We start from the raw sequence: 21,360 nt of genomic DNA, 5'->3' as shown, positions 1-21,360 counted from the left end.
CGAAGAGCAAACAACGTTATGTTGCTTTTGAAAGCTTCGGGTGATTAGTACTACTCGACTGTGCTGTCGCCAGCTTTACATCTATAGCCTATCAACGTAGTAGTCTGCTACGGCCCTATATGGAATTCTCATCTCGTGGCTAGTTTCGCACTTAGATGCTTTCAGCGCTTATCTATTCCCAGCGTAGCTACTCTGCAATGCCCCTGGCGGAACAACAGATTCACTAGAGGCTAGTCCAACCCGGTCCTCTCGTACTAAGGTCAGCCCCACTCAAAATTCCTACGCCCACAACAGATAGGGACCGAACTGTCTCGCGACGTTCTGAACCCAGCTCGCGTGCCACTTTAATCGGCGAACAGCCGAACCCTTGGGACCTTCTCCAGCCCCAGGATGTGACGAGCCGACATCGAGGTGCCAAACCTCCCCGTCGATATGAGCTCTTGGGGGAGATCAGCCTGTTATCCCCAGCGTACCTTTTATCCTTTGAGCGATGGCCCTTCCATGCAGAACCACCGGATCACTATATCCGTCTTTCGACCCTGATCGACCTGTATGTCTCACAGTCAAGCAAGCTTATGCTATTGCACTCCGCGTACGGTTACCAAGCGTACTGAGCTTACCTTTGAAAGCCTCCGTTACCTTTTTGGAGGCGACCACCCCAGTCAAACTACCCATCAAACAATGTCCTCCAACTTGTGGAGTTAGACACCGAATACAGAAAGGGTGGTATTTCAACGTTGGCTCCACGACGCCTAGCGACGCCGCTTCAAAGCCTCCCACCTATCCTACACATCCTGTACCCAATGTCAATGTTAAATTGTAGTGAAGGTGCATGGGGTCTTTCCGTCCCGTTGCGGGTACCCGGCGTCTTCACCGGGACCACAATTTCACCGAGCTCATGGCTGAGACAGCGCCCAGATCGTTACACCATTCGTGCAGGTCGGAACTTACCCGACAAGGAATTTCGCTACCTTAGGACCGTTATAGTTACGGCCGCCGTTTACTGGGGCTTCGATTCAATGCTTCGCCTTGCGACTGACATCCCCTCTTAACCTTCCAGCACCGGGCAGGTGTCAGGCCTTATACTTCATCTTTCGATTTTGCAAAGCCATGTGTTTTTGTTAAACAGTCGCCTGGGCCTTTTCACTGCGGCTGCCATTGCTGACAGCGCCCCTTCTCCCGAAGTTACAGGGCCATTTTGCCGAGTTCCTTAGCCATGATTCACTCGAGCACCTTAGAATCCTCTTCCCGGATACCTGTGTCGGTTTGCGGTACGGGTTTTTATAACCTGAAGCTTAGCGGTTTTTCTTGGAAGTCTGATTACCTGCGCTATCCACTTACCCGAAGGCTTGCGGTACTATCGACTTTCAGCTAGATCGGCGGATTTGCCTACCGTTCTAATACCTACTGTCTTTAACGATCTATTCCGTCAGATCGCGGCAGTGTCACTACTCCGTCCCCACATCGCAGTTATAAAAAGTACTGGAATATTAACCAGTTGTCCATCGAATTTCCCCTTCGGGTTCTCCTTAGGTCCCGACTAACCCTGATCCGATTAGCGTTGATCAGGAAACCTTATCCTTTCGGTGGGCGGGTTTCTCGCCCGCCTTATCGTTACTTATGCCTACATTTGCTTTTCTATACGCTCCAGCACCCATTACCAGATACCTTCGCTGCATATAGAATGCTCCCCTACCGATATATTTCAATCCCATAGCTTCGGTGTACAATTTAATGCCCGTTTATTATCCATGCCCGGCCGCTCGACTAGTGAGCTGTTACGCACTCTTTAAATGAATGGCTGCTTCCAAGCCAACATCCTAGCTGTCTGTGCAACCGGACCTCGTTAGTTCAACTTAACTGTAACTTGGGGACCTTAGCTGATGGTCTGGGTTCTTTCCCTCTCGGCGCGTGACCTTAGCACCCCGCGCCTCACTGCAGATCATATTTCATAGCATTCGGAGTTTGTCTGGATTTGGTAGGATTTGACTCCCCCGCACCCAATCAGTAGCTCTACCTCTATGAAACTTAATATCCACGCTGTTCCTAAAAACATTTCGGGGAGTACGAGCTATTTCCCAGTTTGATTAGCCTTTCACCCCTACCCACAGATCATCCGGAAACTTTTCAACGTTTATCGGTTCGGTCCTCCAGTACGTGTTACCGCACCTTCAACCTGTCCATGGGTAGATCACAAGGTTTCGCGTCTACCCCCTCTGACTATGCGCCCTATTCAGACTCGCTTTCGCTTCGGATCCGTGCCTTAAACACTTAACCTTGCCAGAGAGGAGTAACTCGTAGGCTCATTATGCAAAAGGCACGCCGTCACTGGACTTGCCAGCTCCGACCGCTTGTAAGTACACGGTTTCAGGTTCTATTTCACTCCCCTGTTCGGGGTTCTTTTCACCTTTCCCTCACGGTACTGGTTCACTATCGGTCTCTCGGGAGTATTTAGCCTTACCGGATGGTGCCGGCAGATTCCCACAAGGCGTCTCCGACCTCGCGGTACTCAGGATACTGTTAGGTCAATGGTACTTACGTGTACAGGGCTATCACCTTGTTTCGCCGGGATTCCCATCCCGTTCCACTTCATTACATTGTAACCACATCACAGTCCTACAACCCCACACATGCCGTAACATGGATGGTTTGGGCTCTTTCCCTTTCGCTCGCCACTACTCAGGAAATCATTGTTATTTTCTCTTCCTCTGCTTACTTAGATGTTTCAGTTCGGCAGGTTTGCTCATTATTGTGACTGGTCTTCAACCAGCCGGGTTGCCCCATTCGGAAATCCCCGGATCAGTTCATATTTGCAGATCCCCAGGGCTTATCGCAGCTTATCACGTCCTTCATCGCCTCCGAGAGCCAAGGCATCCCCCGTGTACTCTTTCTTACTTTCTTCTACTTATACGCCTTTTGCGCCGTATAGTATGCTTTTTTTGCTCTTGTTATGATGTCTCATACCAAACCTCGAGTTACCTCTTAGTCGGGTGAGCACAAACACAACAGTCGCCTATTGTTGTTTGCTCTTCTTTTTAACTTCTTCCAATATGTCAAAGAACTTTACTGAATCTGAAGGTGAAGGGTATAAAGGTATAGGGTGTCATGTGCCCTAACCTAAGCCTTATTTCAGCTTCGTTAGTAAAAAACTGCGGGCTCGAACCGTTTCTATGTGCCCCTATGGCGTTTTCTTCTTGTTTACTTAATGTCAATGTATATTACCAATCCTGATAACCTTTTTTTGTTTTGAAAGCTTTATGCTTTCTTCTTTAAGCGTATAGCTCAAATGTGGAGAATAACGGAGTCGAACCGTTGACCTCCTGCGTGCAAGGCAGGCGCTCTAGCCAGCTGAGCTAATTCCCCGAAAGATTCTGTAGTCCCGTCCAGATTTGAACTGGAGACCCCTACATTATCAGTGTAGTGCTCTAACCAGGCTGAGCTACGGGACTGTAATAAGTAACAGTAGTTATTCGGCAGTATATAGTAGATTGTATATTACCGCTACCGCTTCCTTGTTTCCTGCTAATCTTAATATCATCCTTGTATCTTAACCACAATAGTTCTCTACAATTGATTCATTAATCTTTTGGGTATTTCTTCTTTTTGTCTTTTTTTAAGAGTATCATGTTGCACAGTGGGTAGTCAACCCTGCTCCAGAAAGGAGGTATTCCAGCCGCACCTTCCGGTACGGCTACCTTGTTACGACTTAGCCCCAGTTACCGGTTTTACCCTAGGACGCTCCTTGCGGTTACATACTTTAGGTACCCCCAGCTTCCATGGCTTGACGGGCGGTGTGTACAAGGCCCGGGAACGTATTCACCGCGTCATTGCTGATACGCGATTACTAGCGAATCCAACTTCATGGGGTCGAGTTGCAGACCCCAATCCGAACTGTGAATGGCTTTATGAGATTCGCATACTGTTGCCAGCTAGCTGCCCTCTGTACCATCCATTGTAGCACGTGTGTAGCCCCGGACGTAAGGGCCATGATGACTTGACGTCGTCCCCTCCTTCCTCTCTGTTTGCACAGGCAGTCTGTTTAGAGTCCCCACCATTACATGCTGGCAACTAAACATAGGGGTTGCGCTCGTTGCGGGACTTAACCCAACACCTCACGGCACGAGCTGACGACAGCCATGCAGCACCTAGTTTCGTGTGATTGCTCACTTATTTATCTCTAAATAATTCACTAACTTTCAAGCCCGGGTAAGGTTCCTCGCGTATCATCGAATTAAACCACATGCTCCTCCGCTTGTGCGGGCCCCCGTCAATTCCTTTGAGTTTCACCCTTGCGGGCGTACTCCCCAGGTGGAACACTTAACGCTTTCGCTTAGCCGCTGACTGTGTATCGCCAACAGCGAGTGTTCATCGTTTAGGGCGTGGACTACCAGGGTATCTAATCCTGTTTGATCCCCACGCTTTCGTGCCTCAGCGTCAATTAAACCATAGTAAGCTGCCTTCGCAATCGGTGTTCTGAGACATATCTATGCATTTCACCGCTACTTGTCTCATTCCGCCTACCTCTAGTTCATTCAAGCCCATCAGTATCAAAGGCACTGCGATAGTTGAGCTACCGTCTTTCACCTCTGACTTAACAGGCCGCCTACGCACCCTTTAAACCCAATAAATCCGGATAACGCTTGGATCCTCCGTATTACCGCGGCTGCTGGCACGGAGTTAGCCGATCCTTATTCTTACGGTACATTCAGGCTGGTATACATACCAGTGGTTATTCCCGTACAAAAGCAGTTTACAACCCATAGGGCAGTCTTCCTGCACGCGGCATGGCTGGTTCAGGGTTGCCCCCATTGACCAATATTCCTTACTGCTGCCTCCCGTAGGAGTCTGGTCCGTGTCTCAGTACCAGTGTGGGGGATTCTCCTCTCAGAGCCCCTAGCCATCGTCGCCTTGGTGGGCCGTTACCCCGCCAACTAGCTAATGGCACGCATGCCCATCTTTATCCTATAAATATTTGATCATGAAACAATGCTGTTCTGTGATTTTATGCGGTGTTAATCCGGATTTCTCCGGGCTATCCCCCTGATAAAGGTAGGTTGCATACGCGTTACGCACCCGTGCGCCGGTCTCAAGAAAGCAAGCTTCCTCTACCCCTCGACTTGCATGTATTAGGCCTGCCGCTAGCGTTCATCCTGAGCCAGGATCAAACTCTCCATTGTAAAATGTTCTTTTTGATTCTGACCAGTTTTAACTATCGTTAAAAATAGTCTTCTTTTTTAATTTTGTCTGTCAGGTTTTGACTTGAAAATTCAGTTGAGGTATTCTGTACTTGAATACGTACTTCTTTACCCCACTGCGCTACATTGACATCTCTTTTAAGAACTTATTGATCTTCTAAACCTCACGGCCGATCTTTTTGTATATCTTCTGGTTTGTATCTCTTAAAGGTCTTTTTCATCCTTCAATCCACACCAACCATTCAATTCTTTTTTTATCTCCTTCCCGACATCCGCCGTTCCGGTTTCCCTTTCGTTTCCGTTTGGGATTGCAAAGGTAGGAAACTTTTTGTTATTCGCAAGAAAAATATTTTTATTTTTTTTCTCTAACTCTTTTCGTTGTATTTCAGTTAATCCTTTAATATAACGTCTTCCTATCCTCTTTTCAATTCTTTGCCTTATCTCTTCTCTTTCTCCCTCACCGGCATCCCCTTCCTTCCGAAGCGGAGTGCAAAGGTAGAAAAAAATTATACCCGCGCAAATACAATAAACACTATTTCTTTTATTAATCGCTTAAAACCCTGTTTACCAATGAGAAAAATTTAAACCAAAAACCAAACTTTTATTAAGTTAGAGTGTATACGATGTTTACGCGCGTTTCTAATCAATCTATCAAGAGGATTTCAAAGCGCATTAGCTATCTCAGATGGCAAATGTTTCTTCTCACCATATAGACATATAGGACATGAAGACCTTTTCCCCGTTTTTGACAGGCACATTAGCTATCTAAGTTGGTAAATATTTTTTTCTCACCATATAGACATATAGGAGATGAAGACCTTTTCCCCGTTTGTAACAGGTACAATAGCTATCTCAGACGGCAAATGTTTTTTCTAACCATATAGACATATAGGAGATGAAGACCTTTTCCCCGTTTGTAACGAAAATTTCAGACTGTTTGAGGGGGCAAATAATATTTTACCATATAGACATATAGAATACGAAGACCTTTTGCTTTACTAAACAATTGCAGTCGTTTTAAGGAAGCTTTAAAGAGTTTATTGATGGTATTTTTCTTCCATTAGTTTTCCAATTAAAAAGTTACTACCCCAATCAGTAAAAAGCGAGCGCGAGCAATTCTCTTTACCAAACACAAAACAGCCAATTCCTTTACCCTTTGTTGGCCTCTTCTTTACCTATCCTTCGCTTATTCTTTACCTCCGCTTTACCCAATAGGTAAACAACAGGTAACCAACAGGTAAACGAGGGGTTAACCTGGGGTTAACTTGGTACCTACCTGACCTATTTGAGACACGATCATTATTTCTTCATTGGGTCAAAACGAAAAGGATAAATTAAGGAGAAACAAGCAAAAAAACTCAATACTGCCCTGTACTCAGCAAAACCAAAGTACATGCTTCAACAGGCTCGATACCGTTTTGATCCAGCAACTTTTCAAGTTCATAGTTCTCTGTACCTGGATTAAAAATTACACGTTTAGGTTTGGTCTGTAAAATATAATCGTGGTATTGAGGTTGAAGTGCTGGTCCGATATATAATGTTATAGTATCAATATCCTGATGAATAACACCCGGCTTTTCAATTTCTACTCCTGCTACCTCTCCCTTTTTAATTCCAACATTTACAATTTCGTGTTGAAACCGTTTCAGCATATGCGCTGCTTTATATGAATATCGATTGGCATCTGGCGATGCACCAATAATTAATGTCTTTTTCATCTTCTTAAATGTATTTTAAAACTTAGACAACAAAGAAATTTGGCCGGCATGATATGCATGGTGCTGAACTAATCCGTTCAATAATTCTGCATAACTTACTGCAGAGCCCGGAGACAAATTTGACTCATCTACAGTTTTATCGTCCCAAAGTTTTGGATCAAATCCCTCACATACCCGGATCAATTCCTCATTTGCTACCCTAAAATCGAAAATAATTTGTTCCCAACCCGCAGCACTTTTGGTTTCTGGTAAGGGCCAATCGCCAAGATCAGGTTCTGTAGCAGACTTCCCGATTAATCTGGCAGTAACTTCTTCCGTCCAAGAGGTTAAATGCAAAACAATTTCGGCAACAGAATGCGCACCGGGTATGAAATGGGTAAATGCTTTAGATGGATCTACATTATTCAAGATTTGCATGGCATGGTTACCATGCCATGCATCCCCATTAAAAGCTTTCTGAAGTTCATGTATTAGACTAAGCATAATTGAACAACAACTCGCCGAACGTAAAGTTTGTTACAACAATTTAGTTATTGCATTTGCACAATTTACACCATCAATAGCCGCAGAAACAATTCCACCGGCATATCCTGCACCTTCCGCACAAGGAAATAATCCCCGAACCTGAGGATGTTGATAGGTTTCTTTATCCCGCGGAATGCGTACTGGCGATGACGTTCTACTTTCTACACCAACCAAAATGGCCTCATTTGTATAATAACCTTTAATTTTTTTTCCGAAAGCAGGCAATGCTGCCCGCAAACTTTGAGAAACAAAATCGGGAAGAATATTATCAAGCATCGCACTTTTGGTTCCCGGTAGGTATGAATTTTTTGGCAAATCTATAGACAATCGGTTGTTCACAAAATCCACCATCCGCTGTGCGGGCGCAACCAAATTTCCACCGCCAGATTCAAAAGCTATTTTTTCTATCGAGGATTGAAAATTTAACATCCGAAGCGGATCATAGCCTTGAACATCGTCTAATGTGACCTGAACAACTGTTCCTGAATTGGCGTAAGGATTATTTCTTTTGGAAGGTGACCATCCATTTACAACAATTTCGTTTTCGCCGGTAGCACATGGTGCTATAATACCGCCCGGACACATACAAAAAGAAAATACGCCTCGCGGACCAACTTGTTCGACCAAACTGTAATATGCAGGAGGTAAAAACTCCGATCTAATATCACAATGGTATTGCGCGGCATCTATAATTTGCTGTGGATGCTCAATCCGAACACCTAAAGCGAAAGGCTTGGCCTCTATCAGAATGTTCTTTTTATGCAAAAGTTCATAAATATCTCTTGCAGAATGACCAGTGGCAAGGATTACCTGATCGGCCATTAGTTTTTCTTCGAAATTGATTTCAATACCTTTTACTTTCCCAAACTCTACAAATAAATCTGTCATTTGGCTATCAAAACGTACTTCACCTCCGGCATTTAAAATTGTTTCTCTAATTCCGGTGATGATGTGCGGCAACTTATTTGTTCCAATATGTGGGCGAGCATCAATCAGAATATCCTTTTCCGCACCGTGATCTACAAAAACCTGCAATACTTTATTTATATCGCCACGTTTGTTTGATCGGGTATATAATTTTCCATCAGAATACGTTCCGGCGCCACCTTCTCCATAGCAATAATTGGATTCGGTATTGACCAAACCTTGCTTATTAATGGCGGCCAAATCTCGTCGGCGCTGCTTAACATCTTTGCCCCGCTCAATTACGATCGGCTTTAAGCCATTTTCTATACATTGAAGTGCTGCAAACAATCCGGCGGGGCCGGCACCAATAATTAAAACTGGTTTCGCATCTCCCACATTTGGGTAGTGTACAATATGTACATCCGGCGAAGGAATTTCATCTATGTATGTTCTAACCTGAAGCCTGAAAATAACTTTGCGCGAGCGTGCATCAATGGATCTTTTAAGAATTTCATATCCTTTTACCCGGTTTAGATTAATGTTTAAACCTTCAGAAAGTTTCTGTTTTATGACGTCTTCTTGCTCAACCTGATGTGGGAGCAATGTAATTTCGATATCTTTTTGCATGAGACTGTCGGGTTTTTATCCCGAATGGCTACAAAGATAAAGCAAATTTTCAATTGCGAAAAACCTCAATTTTGTCGGTCTGATAATATTCTGGCAGGTTGTTTCCATAATTCATGTACAAATGTCAGCTTTTATCGCTCTGCTGTAACAAAGGAATAGATTTTGATATCTAATTTGTAAATTGACCTATTCAATTGAAAAATAAGACAAAATCTATAAACATGAAAAGATTAGTATTTGGACTAATTGCTGCTGTTATTGCAGTAAGCACTTTAAGTTCATGCGGTTACAACAGCATTGTTAAACTGGATGAAAATGTTAAATCAAAATGGGGAACGGTTCAAACGCAATATCAACGCCGTGCAGATTTAATCCCCAACCTGGTTGCAACCGTAAAAGGTGCAGCAAAATTTGAACAGGGAACTTTAACTGCTGTAACCGAGGCCAGGGCAAAAGCTACGCAAATGACCGTTAAGGCAGATGACCTTACGCCAGAAAATATTCAAAAATTCCAGGCTGCTCAAGGGCAATTAAGCCAGGCGCTCGGCAAACTTTTATCTATTACAGAGAATTATCCGGAATTGCGGGCAACGCAACAATTTAGCGATCTTTCTGCGCAACTGGAAAGCACAGAAAACAGAATTACTGTGGCCAGAAAAGATTTTAATGACGCTGTACAAGAATACAACAGCAAAATCAGAACATTCCCGAACAATATGACATCTGGCATGTTCGGTTTTAAACCGAAAGGATATTTCGAAGCCGATGCAACAGCAAAAGACGCTCCGAAAGTAGAGTTTTAATTTCCATCACCTTAAGTAAGGGTAATCCATGTTAATATTTTAACATGGATTACCCTTTTTAATTTCAATTCATAAAATGTCAATATTCTCAGAAATTGAACAGGACAAAATCGCGGCAGCCATATCTCTGGCAGAAAAAACAACATCTGGAGAAATCAGAATTGCCATAGATAAACATTGCGAAGGCGATGCTTTTGAAAAAGCAGTAGAATATTTCGGAAAGCTGGAGATGCACAATACCGCTTTACGCAATGGTGTATTAATTTACCTTGCGCATATAGATCATAAATTTGCCATTGTTGGCGATAGCGGGATCAATAAAGTTGTACCAAACGACTTTTGGGATACCGCAAAGATTGCTATGGCTGCTCACTTTGCCAAAGGCGATTTGGCAGATGGCCTTGTAGCCGGAATTTCTTTAGCAGGCGAACAACTGGCTTCATTTTTTCCGCCACAAGCTGGCGATATTAATGAACTTCCAAATGATATTGTATACCTGGACCGAAAGGACAATAAATAATCTGAACATTATATTCGGATTGTGCCATATTTTGTTGGCATTGCGATATAAAATCCATCCGAAAACCAGATCTCATTCAAAATGAAAAAAATATTTTTAATATCCTTTCTAGGTTTACTCAGCTGTTTTGCCTTTGCGCAGGATTTTCCGGAGAAACCAACAACACTTGTAAATGATTATGCCGGTGCACTATCGGAAAGTCAACGCCAAGCACTTGAACAAAAATTGGTTGCTTTTGACGACAGCTCTTCAACCCAAATTGCCATTGCCATATTAAAATCTGTTGGTGATTATGACATTAATGAATATGCTGTAGAATTGGGCCGAAAATGGGGCGTTGGCCAAAATGGCAAAAACAACGGAATCATCATCGTGGTAGCCATTGGCGATCGTAAAATCTCTATCCAAACTGGCTACGGACTTGAAGGCGCATTACCTGATGTTTATGCTCGCCGCATTATTGATGGTGATGTGAAACCGAATTTTAAAGCCGGCAATTATTACCAGGGTTTGGACGATGCCACAACTTCTATTATTCAATACACCAAAGGCGAATATAAAAATGATAAAGTGCGCAATAAAGCGCAAAAAAGTGGCGGTGGTGGCAGCGTGGCCATTATTGTTATTATTGTTATCATCATTATCATCATCCTTAGAAAAGGTGGTGGCGGCGGTAGCCAGATTATTGGAGGCAGAGGTGCATCTAACGCTTTATTCTGGGCGATGCTATTTGGTGGAAGTGGCGGCGGAGGAAGAGGCGGAAATAGTGGCTGGGGCGGAGGTTCATCTGGCGGAGGCGGCGGTTTTGGCGGTTTCGGTGGTGGAAGTTTTGGTGGAGGCGGATCTAGCGGAAGCTGGTAAAGTTTGCCATCCATTCAAGACTTCATTGTTGATTAATTTTGAATTAAAATTAAACGCTCGACTAGGATGAAAAGATTTTGACAAAAAGATCAAAATTCACTGTCCGATCTTTAATTTTAACTTTCTGATTCAGAATGTAAACTAAAAACATGTATAGAAAAGATTTAATAACAGCAGAGATCCAAAAACTTGCAGAGGTATTATCTAAAATTATGGGTTTGAAGCTGGAAGGAAAATTTAATGAGGCCAGCATTTTGTTCAACAACACTATGGAGTCTGGCTTTGGGTTACCTCTTGACATTCTGCACACACAGGAATTATCAATCTTTGAAAGCTGGCTAAAAGAAAGTGATCTTCCACCAGAAAAGCTCGATTCTTTAAGTGAATTTCTGTATTACGAACTTGGTGTGGGTCCAGAACGGAATGTCGTTGTTGCACCAAAGCTAAATGTAGTATACAATTACTTGTCTGATGAACATAAAACTGTGCACCTGGTGAATCTGCATCGTCAAAAAACCATACAGCAATATTTATAAAAAACACATCGCCCTGCGATAAAATAAATTAAACATGATTATAGAAAAGTGGCAAAGATTAGCCTCTAAATATTTGGTTCGGGAGAAATGGGCAACATTACGTGTTGATGAAGTTAAACTTCCGGATGGTGTAATTAAAGATGATTATTATGTGCTGGAGTATCCAAATTGGGTAAATGCCATTGCCATTACCGAAGAAGGTAAAATCATTATGGTGCGCCAATATCGCCACGCCGGAGATATTGTATCTCTTGAAGTGCCCGGTGGTGTAATTGATGGAGATGAAAAACCTGAATTTGCAGTAAAACGCGAGCTACTGGAAGAAACTGGTTACAGTTTTAAAACCTGTAAGCAAATAGCAGAGCTGTATCCTAACCCGGCGACAGGCAATAACCGTACCTTCACATTTTTCTTAACCGGAGGCGTTAAAACACACGATCAACATTTAGATGAACACGAGATTCTAAATGTTGAGGAATATACCATAGCAGAAGTAAAGCAACTTTTGGCAGAAAATAAAATTGCACAGGCGCTTCATGTTGCGGCATTGCATTATGGTTTGGCAGAGGTAGAGAAACTGGGTTAAGATCTCTTTTGCTATTCCAGTAAACTAAAAAAGTCTCGTTAATCGAGACTTTTTTAGTTTATAACAAGCTTAATTAAGATTTTAGCTCATTTTTAATTTCTTCTGGATATCCTGTACGTAAGCTTTAAATTTCTTGTCAGTATCAATCAAATCTTCAACTGTTTGGCAAGCATAAATAACGGTACTATGATCACGGCCACCAAAAAATGCACCGATAGTTTTTAGTGATGATTTTGTATGGCTTTTAGACAAATACATGGAAATTTGACGAGCCTGAACAATTTCGCGTTTGCGGGTCTGCGATTTTACCATGTCTACAGGCACTTCAAAATACTCACAAACCAATTTCTGGATGTACTCCATTGAAATTTCTTTAGAAGTATTTTTAATAAAATTCTTCAACATTTGTTTAGCCAGATTTAGATCAATCTCTTTTTTATTCAATGTAGCTTGCGCCAGCAAAGAAACCATTGCACCTTCCAGTTCACGTACATTATTGTCAATATTGTGGGCTACGTATTCTACAACTTCTCCAGGCAATTCAATACCATCGGCATACATTTTTTTGCGTAAAATAGCAATACGGGTTTCCAGATCAGGGATTTGCAAATCTGCAGATAAGCCCCATTTGAAACGACTCAGCAAACGCTCTTCTAAGCCCGCTAAATCTTTTGGTGCTTTGTCTGATGTTAATATGACCTGTTTGCCAGATTGATGCAAGTGATTGAAAATATGGAAGAAGATATCCTGTGTTTTTTCTTTTCCTGCGAAATTGTGAACATCGTCCATAATGATGACATCCATAGCCTGATAAAAATTCACGAAATCGTTAATCGTGTTGTTTTTAAGGGAATCTACAAATTGCTGGCAGAATTTCTCGCAACTTACGTAAATCACCAATTTATCGGGCATACTGCGTTTGATCTCATTTCCGATAGCTTGAGCAAGGTGAGTTTTTCCTAATCCAACGCCACCATAAATCATAAGTGGGTTAAACGAGGTACCACCAGGTTTTGCAGCAACAGCGTAACCAGCAGAACGTGCCAAACGGTTACAATCGCCCTCAATGTAATTTTCAAAGGTATAATTACCATTTAATTGAGGGTCAACATTTAATTTCTTTAATCCTGGGATAATAAATGGGTTTTTAATGTCCTTATTAATTGCCACCGGGATGGGCATAGATTGTACCTTCGCTTCAGCTCCATTTCCATTTGAAGGCATATTGGTTGTATAGGGATTTCCACTGTTGGATGATTTATCCACAACAATGTTATATTCCAAGCGGCCATCTTCTCCTAGTTGCTTTTTTACTGTTTTGCGTAGCAACCCTACATAATGTTCTTCAAGCCATTCGTAAAAGAACAAACTCGGTACCTGTATGGTTAAAACCTTGCCTTCCAATTTTAGTGCGGTAATTGGCTCGAACCAAGTTTTGAAGCTTTGGGTCGGGATATTATCCTTAATAATTTGAAGACAGTTATTCCACACTTCTGTACAAGTTTTTTCCATTGCGATTTCTATAATTTATTGATTTACAATACCGATATGAGTTAACGGAGTGCTCCGTTTCGGGACTTCGAATTTGAGGAAAATTATCAACATTCTAAACAAAAATCTCAAATAATTCGTAACCCGTTGATAAGGAATATAGTAGCAAGGTTAACCTCAATTTTTTATGTGGATAACTATTTATTAACATCCGTTTTCCACATTTACCCCCTTTTTATGCATTCTACACCAGTTTTTCCAAATCGCCCATTAAAAAGCAATTTTTAAGCCAGTGTTGCGCAATCGCTGTGTTTCAGATTTCATATGCATAAAAAAATCCCTTACCCCACTGATTATCAAACATATGTTTTTTGAATAAAATCGAAACCCTTCCCGCACTCTTTAAAATCGTCGAAACTCCTACACTTCTATCGCCCTATACTCCAACCAGTTGTAACAAGATACAAATCTTTTAGTATTCTCCAAATACCAGACGAAGTCGATCCGCAATTTCACCAAGGGTGGCGTAACATTCTACTGCATCAACTATAAATGGCATTACATTAGAATCCGTTCTTGCGGCGTGCTCTAAACTTGTTAGTGCATTTTCAACGGCTTCTTTATCGCGTTGATGTTTGAGTTCATTCAATTTATCCGTTTGAATTTTGCGTATAGAATCGTCTACATTAAATACCTCTGTATCGTTATTCTCTTCCTGAACAAACTTATTTACGCCCACAAGAATCCGCGATTTATTTTCCAGATCATTCTGATATTGATAAGCCGACGCAGCTATTTCATCTTGCATATATCCATTTTCAATGGCTTGCACCGATCCGCCCATTGCATCAATTTTATCGATATATAGCCAGGCTGCATTTTCGATTTCATCTGTCAGGTTTTCTACGAAAAAAGAACCAGCCAAAGGATCTACGGTATCTACCACTCCACTTTCAAATGCAATAATTTGCTGCGTACGCAAGGCAATTTTTGCCGCAGACTCTGTTGGTAAAGAAAGTGCTTCATCGTAACCATTGGTATGTAATGATTGTGTTCCGCCCAGCACAGCTGCCATTGCCTGGTTGCTTACACGAATGATATTATTCATAGGCTGTTGTGCAGTTAAGGTAGAACCTCCGGTTTGTGTATGGAAACGCAACATTTGTGCTTTAGGATCTGTTGCGCCCAGCTGTTGGGTAATTTTAGCCCACATACGCCGCGCAGCTCTGAATTTGGCAATCTCTTCAAAAAAATTATTGTGGCAATTGAAAAAGAATGAAAGCCGTTTGGCAAATACATCTATATTCAAGTTTTTGCTCAAAGCCGCCTGCAAATATGCTTTACCGTTAGCCAGCGTAAATGCCAATTCCTGAACTGCTGTAGAACCTGCTTCACGAATGTGGTATCCAGAAATGGAAATGGTATTCCATTTTGGAATTTCCAAACTGCAATATTCAAAAATATCGGTTATTAGCCGCATTGATGCCTTTGGCGGATAAATATAGGTTCCGCGGGCAGCGTACTCTTTAAGAATATCGTTCTGTATCGTTCCAGAAATTTGTTTTAAATCTGCACCTTGCTTTTTAGCCAAAGCAATATACATGGCAAGTAAAATAGAGGCTGTAGCATTTATCGTCATAGAAGTAGTAATTTTTTCAAGAGATATTCCCTCAAAAAGCACTTCCATGTCTTTTAAAGAATCTATTGCCACACCAACTTTTCCAACTTCTCCATCTGCCATTTCGTGATCAGAATCGTAACCAATCTGCGTAGGCAAATCAAACGCAACAGAAAGTCCCATTGTGCCCTGACTTAACAAATAATGATAACGTTTATTGGATTCTTCGGCCGTAGAAAAACCGGCATACTGGCGCATCGTCCATAAGCGCCCGCGATACATATCTTTTTGTATGCCGCGCGTAAACGGGAACTCGCCGGGTTTTTCTGTTATCGGCTTTGCCGATGTATAAATTTCTTTTATTTCTATTCCAGAACTTGTACTGTGTTTTTTGGCGGTCATAACGTTTTATATGTGGCAGATGAAAGTCGTTGTTCAATTTCATCAATATGCGATATTAACGTTTTAAAACAAAGCCTGAATATCTTTTTTCACCAACTCCATCGTTAAATCGTATGGATTATCATTTATCGATGCCATATGCTGAAGAATCAGCTTACTTAAATCAACTCCGTTTGCTTCAGCCGGCAAACTTTGTGCGGCATTGTTTACCATGGCAATGGTATCTTCTTTTAACTTTCTGACCACAGCCCACGTTTCACTGCCAACATACAATTGTTGCGTAATATTATGCTGATATTCTGTACGAATTTCTTGAATAACGGCGGCCTGCAACACAGAAAGTTTAATGCCTTGCTGGTGCAAACGCAGCAGTAGATTTGCCGGATTTAAGCGATCTATAAACAAAATTAATCGTTCATGCGCCTGTAACCGCAAAGGCAGCAATTCTTTTTTATTCTGATTGAGGAATTCTAATTTCCGGAGACTAAAAAAATGTTGAAGATCTTTATTGATAACGAAATAAATGGCAATTAAGGCAGCAAATAAGCCTAAAAATAAAATTACGACCTCGGTAATAACCTGTTGGATGTTCATATATTTTGTTTAAGTAAGGTAATTTTGTATCCCCCAAAAAACAAAAATGTGTATTATTATTTATATTTGTGATAGTTAAAATTTAAAATCATGAGTACAACAGTTGAAACATCATTTGCTCCAGTAAGTTTTTCGGAAGGTGCCTCAAGAGAGCTGCATAAATTAAGAGATCAGCAAGAGATTGGCGAAGATTACGGCCTAAGGGTTGGTGTTGAAGGCGGCGGTTGTGCAGGTATGAATTATATTCTTGGGTTTGATCAGAAAAAAGATGGTGATCAGGAATTTTTCATCGAGGGCATTAAAGTTTTCATGAATAAAGCACACCAAATGTACCTTATGGGCATGATGATTGATTGGCAAGACGGCTTAAATTCTCGTGGTTTCACTTTCATCAATCCAAATGCAACCAGCACTTGCGGTTGCGGAACCAGTTTCTCGGCATAAAATCTAGATTACTCTATAAAACATTAAACGTTTCTGATATTTTCAGGAACGTTTTTTTTTGCAGACTAAAAAAAAGTACTTTCCAGTCATTTCATTCTTGTTTTTACCAAGATGTTCAGGTATTTTAGCTTAGCTTACTAAAAAAATCCGGCCTTTGATGGAAAACAATCCGAAAACTTTAAAAAAATGTTCGGAAGCCTGCATTTATGGGCAATTGGCATTGGATTGGTTGCTAGTGGCGAATATTTTGGGTGGAATTATGGATGAAGCGTTGCAGGTACGACAGTTATAAAAACACGAAAATGAGAACTTCTTCAACCGAAAAATAATGAGTTACCAGTATACCATTTCCAGTTTCACATATCAATTTGAAGACCTCAAAACCTTATTGGCCAAAGCAAGTCCCTTTCGGTCTGGCGATGCATTGGCAGGACTGGCCGCACAAAGTTATGAAGAACGCATAGCTGCACAAATTGCATTGGCTGATGTTCCGCTTAAAGATTTTTTAAATGATCTGGTGGTTCCGTACGAAGAAGACGAAGTAAGTCGTTTGATTGTAGATTCCCACAGTGCAAACGCTTTTTTTAAAATAAAACATCTGACTGTTGGCAGTTTCCGCGACTGGCTTCTCAGTGATGAGGCAGATACAGAAACATTAGCGCTGGTTGCAAGCGGACTTACGCCAGAAATGGTTGCTGCAGTTTCTAAAATTATGCGCAATCAGGATCTTATTTTGGTAGCGAAAAAATGTAGCACAATTACAAAATTTAGAAATACACTGGGCTTAAAAGGCCATATGAGTGTACGCTTACAACCCAACCACCCTACAGATGACGCAAAAGGAATTGCAGCCAGCATTATAGACGGATTATTGTATGGAAGCGGAGATGCCGTTATTGGAATTAATCCCGTTACCGACGACCCGAACAATACCGGCCGACTTCTACATATGCTCGATGAATTGATTCACAATCTTTCTATTCCAACGCAAAGCTGTGTACTAAGTCATTTAACCACTACATTAAATCTGATCGAAAAAAACGTACCTGTTGATTTGATTTTTCAATCCATCGCCGGTACAGAAAAAGCAAACAAAAGTTTTGGCATTGACATGAAATTACTGGATGAAGCCTATGCTGCCGGAAGCACGTTAAATCGTGGAAGCATTGGCCAAAACTTCATGTATTTCGAAACCGGCCAGGGAAGCGCTCTTTCGGCAAATGCACACCACGGCGTTGATCAGCAAACTTGTGAAACCCGTGCTTATGCGCTTGCCAGAAAATACAAGCCTTTCATGGTAAATTCTGTTGTTGGTTTTATTGGGCCAGAATATCTTTTTGATGGCAAACAAATAACGCGCGCTGGCTTGGAAGATCATTTTTGTGCAAAGCTGATGGGCATCCCAATGGGAATGGATATTTGCTACACCAACCATGCGCAGGCCGATCAGGATGATATGGACAACTTGCTCACTTTATTGGGCGTAGCCGGAATTAATTTTATAATGGGCGTGCCAGGAGCTGATGACATTATGCTCAATTATCAATCTACATCCTTTCACGATGCTTTGTATCTCCGCCAAGTACTGCAGCTAAAACCTGCACCAGAATTTTCTATCTGGATGGAACAACAAGGTTTGATGGATCAAACTTTAAACAGGATTAGGAATCCATCGTTAACTGCAGAGCTCAAACAATATTTATTCCAACAACATGGCTGATTTACAAAAAACCGATGATTGGGCAATACTAAAGCAACTTACAGATGCTCGCGTAGCTTTAGGTAGAACTGGCGTTTCTTTGCCCACAAAGGCACTTCTGGAATTTAAACTTGCGCATGCACATGCTAAAGATGCGGTCTATTCTGTACAAAGTAGCCAAGCAATTGCAGATTCGCTGGAAGCAAAATCTCAAGCCTATTTATCGGTTACAAGCCAGGCAAGCACCAGAGATGTGTATTTGCAAAGACCAGATTTAGGAAGAAGATTACATCCAGAATCTGTTAGGTTACTAACCGAACTGCATTGTCGCCCATCAAACATATGTATTGTGTTGGCCGATGGCCTTTCGGCAATTGGAATAAATACATATATCTCAGAAATTTTATCGATTCTAATCCCTCAGATTAAACAATCTGGTTTTTCTTTAAGTCCTGTTGTACTGGCAGAACAGGCACGTGTTGCGCTTGGCGATGAAATTGGTTCCTTGCTGAACGCAGATCTTACCATACTATTTATTGGTGAAAGACCAGGGCTTACAGCTGCAGATAGTGTAGGTTGTTATATCACATACAAACCTATTATCGGCACCACTGACGAATCCAGGAATTGTGTAAGTAACATTAGAAGCAAAGGTTTAGACATTCATCAAGCCGTAGAAAAAATCATGTATCTAACGCGTCAATCCTTTAATCTGAAACTCAGCGGTGTTAAACTTAAAGATTTGTCTGCCGTTAAATGTATAGAAAAAGAAAACCGTCTGTAACAAATTGGCAAGTGCTGTTGTCTTAATCCGAAAACCGCCAGAGGTTTACTATCTTGCTGCTAAATGAACTATACAGAAAACATCAGACTTGCGCTTGAATCTATAAAAAGCAACAGACTTCGTACTATGCTTACTGCGCTTATCATTGCAATTGGTTTGATGGCTTTAGTTGGTATTTTAACTACGCTAGATGCGGTTAAAAAAAGTATGACAGATGCCTTTAGCAGCATGGGCGCGAATGCATTTACGATCAGAAATCGGGGTACAGGAATACGTATTGGCTCTGGAAAGCGACCAAAACCTTTTGAATCTATCCGATATGAAGATGCTGTAAAATTTAAGGAAAACCTGAATGCACCCGGTACTGTTGCGGTGAGCGTGGTAGCCAGTGGAGCATCTACTGTAAAATACGGCAGTACCAAAACCAATCCCAACATCAGTGTACAAGGCATAGACGAGAATGGTTTAGGTGCACAAGGACTAAATCTATCTGATGGAAGAAACTTTAGCAAATCTGAAATTCAAAGTGGCAACAATGTCTGTATTGTTGGTGGCGAAGTAGTGAGCAAACTTTTTAAAGATGAAGAACCCTTAGAAAAACTGATTAACGTTGGGAACAACCGCTTCAGAATTATTGGTGTTTTAGCCAAAAAAGGATCAAGTATTGGTTTTAGTGGAGATAGAGCTGTATATGTTCCGTTAATTAAGGCAAAACAAATCAATTCAAATGCAAATCCTTCTTATACCATTACCGTTTCTGTTCAGGACAACAATATGATGGATAATGTAATTGGAGAGTCTACATCATTATTCAGAAACATCAGAAAAGTAAAAGTTACACAACCCAATAATTTCGAGATTACCAAAAGTGATGCTGTTGCACAAACCTTGTTTGAACAGCTTGCGGCTGTAGCTATCGGCGGTATTTTAATCGGGATTATTACTTTAATTGGTGCGTCGATTGGTTTGATGAATATTATGCTGGTTTCAGTAACAGAACGGACGCGCGAAATTGGTATCCGTAAAGCTATCGGTGCAAATCCTTCAGTTATTCGCCGACAGTTTTTAATTGAAGCCGTAGTGATTTGTTTGATGGGCGGTGCTTTAGGAATTTTTCTGGGTATAGTACTTGGAAACATCATTTCTTTGGCCATGGGCGGCGCATTTATTATCCCTTGGTTATTTATTATTCTTGGCTTTATCCTTTGCGTGCTGGTTGGTATAGGATCTGGATATTACCCTGCAAAAAAAGCCTCTAAGCTTGATCCGGTAGAAGCCTTACGATACGAGTAATTTGTAGATTGGATAGTAAAAAAGATTAGATAATTGTGTTGTACAATTGATGCTGACTAAGCAGTTGCTGCATTAAAGGCGTAGACAAGCTATTTTCCAGCGCAGCTGCGTGTTTCAGGTGATGCATATCTGTACCGATAAAATCTACCATATGGCTTTCTGCCATTTCTTCAGCCACACGTTTTGCACCAGAACCATAATATCCCGTTAAGGCAATAGAATTTAACTGCAACAAACAACCTGTTTCTTTAATCTGCTGGTAATATTCCATCGAGCTGTAGTAATATGGATAACGCTCGGGATGTGCCAATACAGGCTGATAACCGGCGTCTTGTATTTTCCGGATAAAATCAAATAGGTTTTGTGGTGCATTTACAAAAGAAAGTTCAAACAAAAGATAGTTTTTGCCAAATGTGAGCACTTCTTTCTCTCGCACTTTTTTTTCTAAAGTTTCATCTAAATAATATTCTGCGGCGGCATTCACTTCCAAATCAATTTCTGCATCCAGCAAACCTTTACGCAAAACATCTAATGCACGGTTTATGGTATCCGGTGTATTGCGAAAAAAATCGGCCATTACGTGCGGTGTTGCAAAAAGACGTTCAAAACCCAGCGCCCTAAAGCGTTTTGCAAGCAAAATAGAATCGTTTAAGTTTTGTGCGCCATCATCAATTCCCGGCAGAATATGCGAGTGCATATCTGTTTTTATAACAGAGTAATCAAATTCGGGGGCTATCTTTTTCTTTTTGAATAATCCG

16 protein-coding genes, 2 tRNA genes and 2 rRNA genes are annotated in these 21,360 nt (G+C 41.4%); 9 read left to right on the top strand and 11 right to left on the bottom strand.

Going from position 1 to position 21,360, the window contains the following annotated elements; all coding sequences use genetic code 11:
• Window positions 1-25: 25 nt before the first annotated feature.
• From ACJVDH_RS02290 to ACJVDH_RS02260, 7 genes are all read right to left on the bottom strand, one after another.
• Window positions 26-2,901, bottom strand: a 23S ribosomal RNA gene (locus ACJVDH_RS02290).
• 388 nt (window positions 2,902-3,289) lie between these two features.
• A tRNA-Ala gene (locus ACJVDH_RS02285) sits at window positions 3,290-3,363 on the bottom strand.
• Between the two features lie 11 nt (window positions 3,364-3,374).
• Window positions 3,375-3,449 (bottom strand) — tRNA-Ile (locus ACJVDH_RS02280).
• 208 nt (window positions 3,450-3,657) lie between these two features.
• A 16S ribosomal RNA gene (locus tag ACJVDH_RS02275) occupies window positions 3,658-5,177 on the bottom strand.
• Together the 16S and 23S rRNA genes with 2 tRNA genes alongside form the textbook arrangement of a ribosomal RNA operon.
• A gap of 1,376 nt (window positions 5,178-6,553) precedes the next feature.
• Complete coding sequence (locus ACJVDH_RS02270; protein ID WP_443945956.1) at window positions 6,554-6,913, bottom strand: CoA-binding protein; 360 nt, start codon at window positions 6,911-6,913, stop codon at window positions 6,554-6,556.
• Window positions 6,914-6,928: 15 nt separating this feature from the next.
• Window positions 6,929-7,396, bottom strand: coding sequence for a DinB family protein (locus ACJVDH_RS02265; RefSeq protein WP_443945955.1), 468 nt, complete (start codon window positions 7,394-7,396; stop codon window positions 6,929-6,931).
• A 33-nt stretch (window positions 7,397-7,429) separates the two neighbouring features.
• Window positions 7,430-8,971: an NAD(P)/FAD-dependent oxidoreductase gene (locus tag ACJVDH_RS02260; RefSeq protein ID WP_443945954.1), complete on the bottom strand. Its 1,542-nt coding sequence runs from the start codon at window positions 8,969-8,971 to the stop codon at window positions 7,430-7,432.
• A gap of 221 nt (window positions 8,972-9,192) precedes the next feature.
• On the opposite strand from ACJVDH_RS02260, the gene ACJVDH_RS02255 reads away from it, so the two are divergent.
• The 5 genes from ACJVDH_RS02255 (at window position 9,193) to ACJVDH_RS02235 (ending at window position 12,277) form a co-directional block, all read left to right on the top strand.
• Entirely contained in the window at window positions 9,193-9,774 is a 582-nt protein-coding gene (locus ACJVDH_RS02255; protein ID WP_443945953.1) for a LemA family protein, read from the top strand.
• Between the two features lie 76 nt (window positions 9,775-9,850).
• Window positions 9,851-10,294: a TPM domain-containing protein gene (locus ACJVDH_RS02250; protein ID WP_443945952.1), complete on the top strand. Its 444-nt coding sequence runs from the start codon at window positions 9,851-9,853 to the stop codon at window positions 10,292-10,294.
• Window positions 10,295-10,375: 81 nt separating this feature from the next.
• On the top strand, window positions 10,376-11,155 hold the full coding sequence (locus ACJVDH_RS02245) for a TPM domain-containing protein (RefSeq protein ID WP_443945951.1): 780 nt from the start codon (window positions 10,376-10,378) through the stop codon (window positions 11,153-11,155).
• Between the two features lie 149 nt (window positions 11,156-11,304).
• Complete coding sequence (locus tag ACJVDH_RS02240) at window positions 11,305-11,691, top strand: hypothetical protein (RefSeq protein ID WP_443945950.1); 387 nt, start codon at window positions 11,305-11,307, stop codon at window positions 11,689-11,691.
• A 34-nt stretch (window positions 11,692-11,725) separates the two neighbouring features.
• The gene (locus ACJVDH_RS02235; protein WP_443945949.1) at window positions 11,726-12,277 is read left to right on the top strand and encodes an NUDIX hydrolase; all 552 of its coding nucleotides are present in this window, start codon (window positions 11,726-11,728) and stop codon (window positions 12,275-12,277) included.
• 81 nt (window positions 12,278-12,358) lie between these two features.
• Here ACJVDH_RS02235 and dnaA read toward each other — a convergent pair whose 3' ends face one another.
• The 3 genes from dnaA to ACJVDH_RS02220 form a co-directional block, all read right to left on the bottom strand.
• Window positions 12,359-13,789, bottom strand: coding sequence for a chromosomal replication initiator protein DnaA (gene dnaA, locus ACJVDH_RS02230; protein WP_443945948.1), 1,431 nt, complete (start codon window positions 13,787-13,789; stop codon window positions 12,359-12,361).
• A 451-nt stretch (window positions 13,790-14,240) separates the two neighbouring features.
• Window positions 14,241-15,788 carry an acyl-CoA mutase large subunit family protein gene (locus ACJVDH_RS02225; protein ID WP_443945947.1) on the bottom strand — a complete coding sequence of 516 codons (1,548 nt, stop codon included), beginning with the start codon at window positions 15,786-15,788 and terminating at the stop codon, window positions 14,241-14,243.
• 63 nt (window positions 15,789-15,851) lie between these two features.
• Window positions 15,852-16,382, bottom strand: coding sequence for a DUF7935 family protein (locus tag ACJVDH_RS02220; RefSeq protein ID WP_443945946.1), 531 nt, complete (start codon window positions 16,380-16,382; stop codon window positions 15,852-15,854).
• Between the two features lie 90 nt (window positions 16,383-16,472).
• Between ACJVDH_RS02220 and ACJVDH_RS02215 the strand changes: the two genes are divergently transcribed.
• From ACJVDH_RS02215 to ACJVDH_RS02200, 4 genes are all read left to right on the top strand, one after another.
• Complete coding sequence (locus ACJVDH_RS02215) at window positions 16,473-16,826, top strand: HesB/IscA family protein (RefSeq protein ID WP_443945945.1); 354 nt, start codon at window positions 16,473-16,475, stop codon at window positions 16,824-16,826.
• Between the two features lie 328 nt (window positions 16,827-17,154).
• Window positions 17,155-18,546, top strand: a complete 1,392-nt coding sequence (locus tag ACJVDH_RS02210) for an ethanolamine ammonia-lyase subunit EutB (protein ID WP_443945944.1) — start codon at window positions 17,155-17,157, stop codon at window positions 18,544-18,546.
• Window positions 18,539-19,309 (top strand): ethanolamine ammonia-lyase subunit EutC, encoded by a 771-nt coding sequence (gene eutC / locus ACJVDH_RS02205; protein ID WP_443945943.1) that lies wholly within the window; start codon window positions 18,539-18,541, stop codon window positions 19,307-19,309. The genes ACJVDH_RS02210 and eutC overlap by 8 nt, the downstream gene beginning before the upstream one ends.
• 63 nt (window positions 19,310-19,372) lie before the next feature.
• Window positions 19,373-20,602: an ABC transporter permease gene (locus ACJVDH_RS02200; RefSeq protein ID WP_443945942.1), complete on the top strand. Its 1,230-nt coding sequence runs from the start codon at window positions 19,373-19,375 to the stop codon at window positions 20,600-20,602.
• Between the two features lie 25 nt (window positions 20,603-20,627).
• Here ACJVDH_RS02200 and ACJVDH_RS02195 read toward each other — a convergent pair whose 3' ends face one another.
• Complete coding sequence (locus ACJVDH_RS02195) at window positions 20,628-21,299, bottom strand: tyrosine-protein phosphatase (protein ID WP_443945941.1); 672 nt, start codon at window positions 21,297-21,299, stop codon at window positions 20,628-20,630.
• Between the last annotated feature and the right edge of the window lie 61 nt (window positions 21,300-21,360).

Source organism: Pedobacter terrestris (assembly GCF_052343045.1).
Taxonomy (GTDB): Bacteria; Bacteroidota; Bacteroidia; order Sphingobacteriales; family Sphingobacteriaceae; genus Pedobacter.
This window is presented reverse-complemented; position numbering and strand designations above follow the sequence as displayed.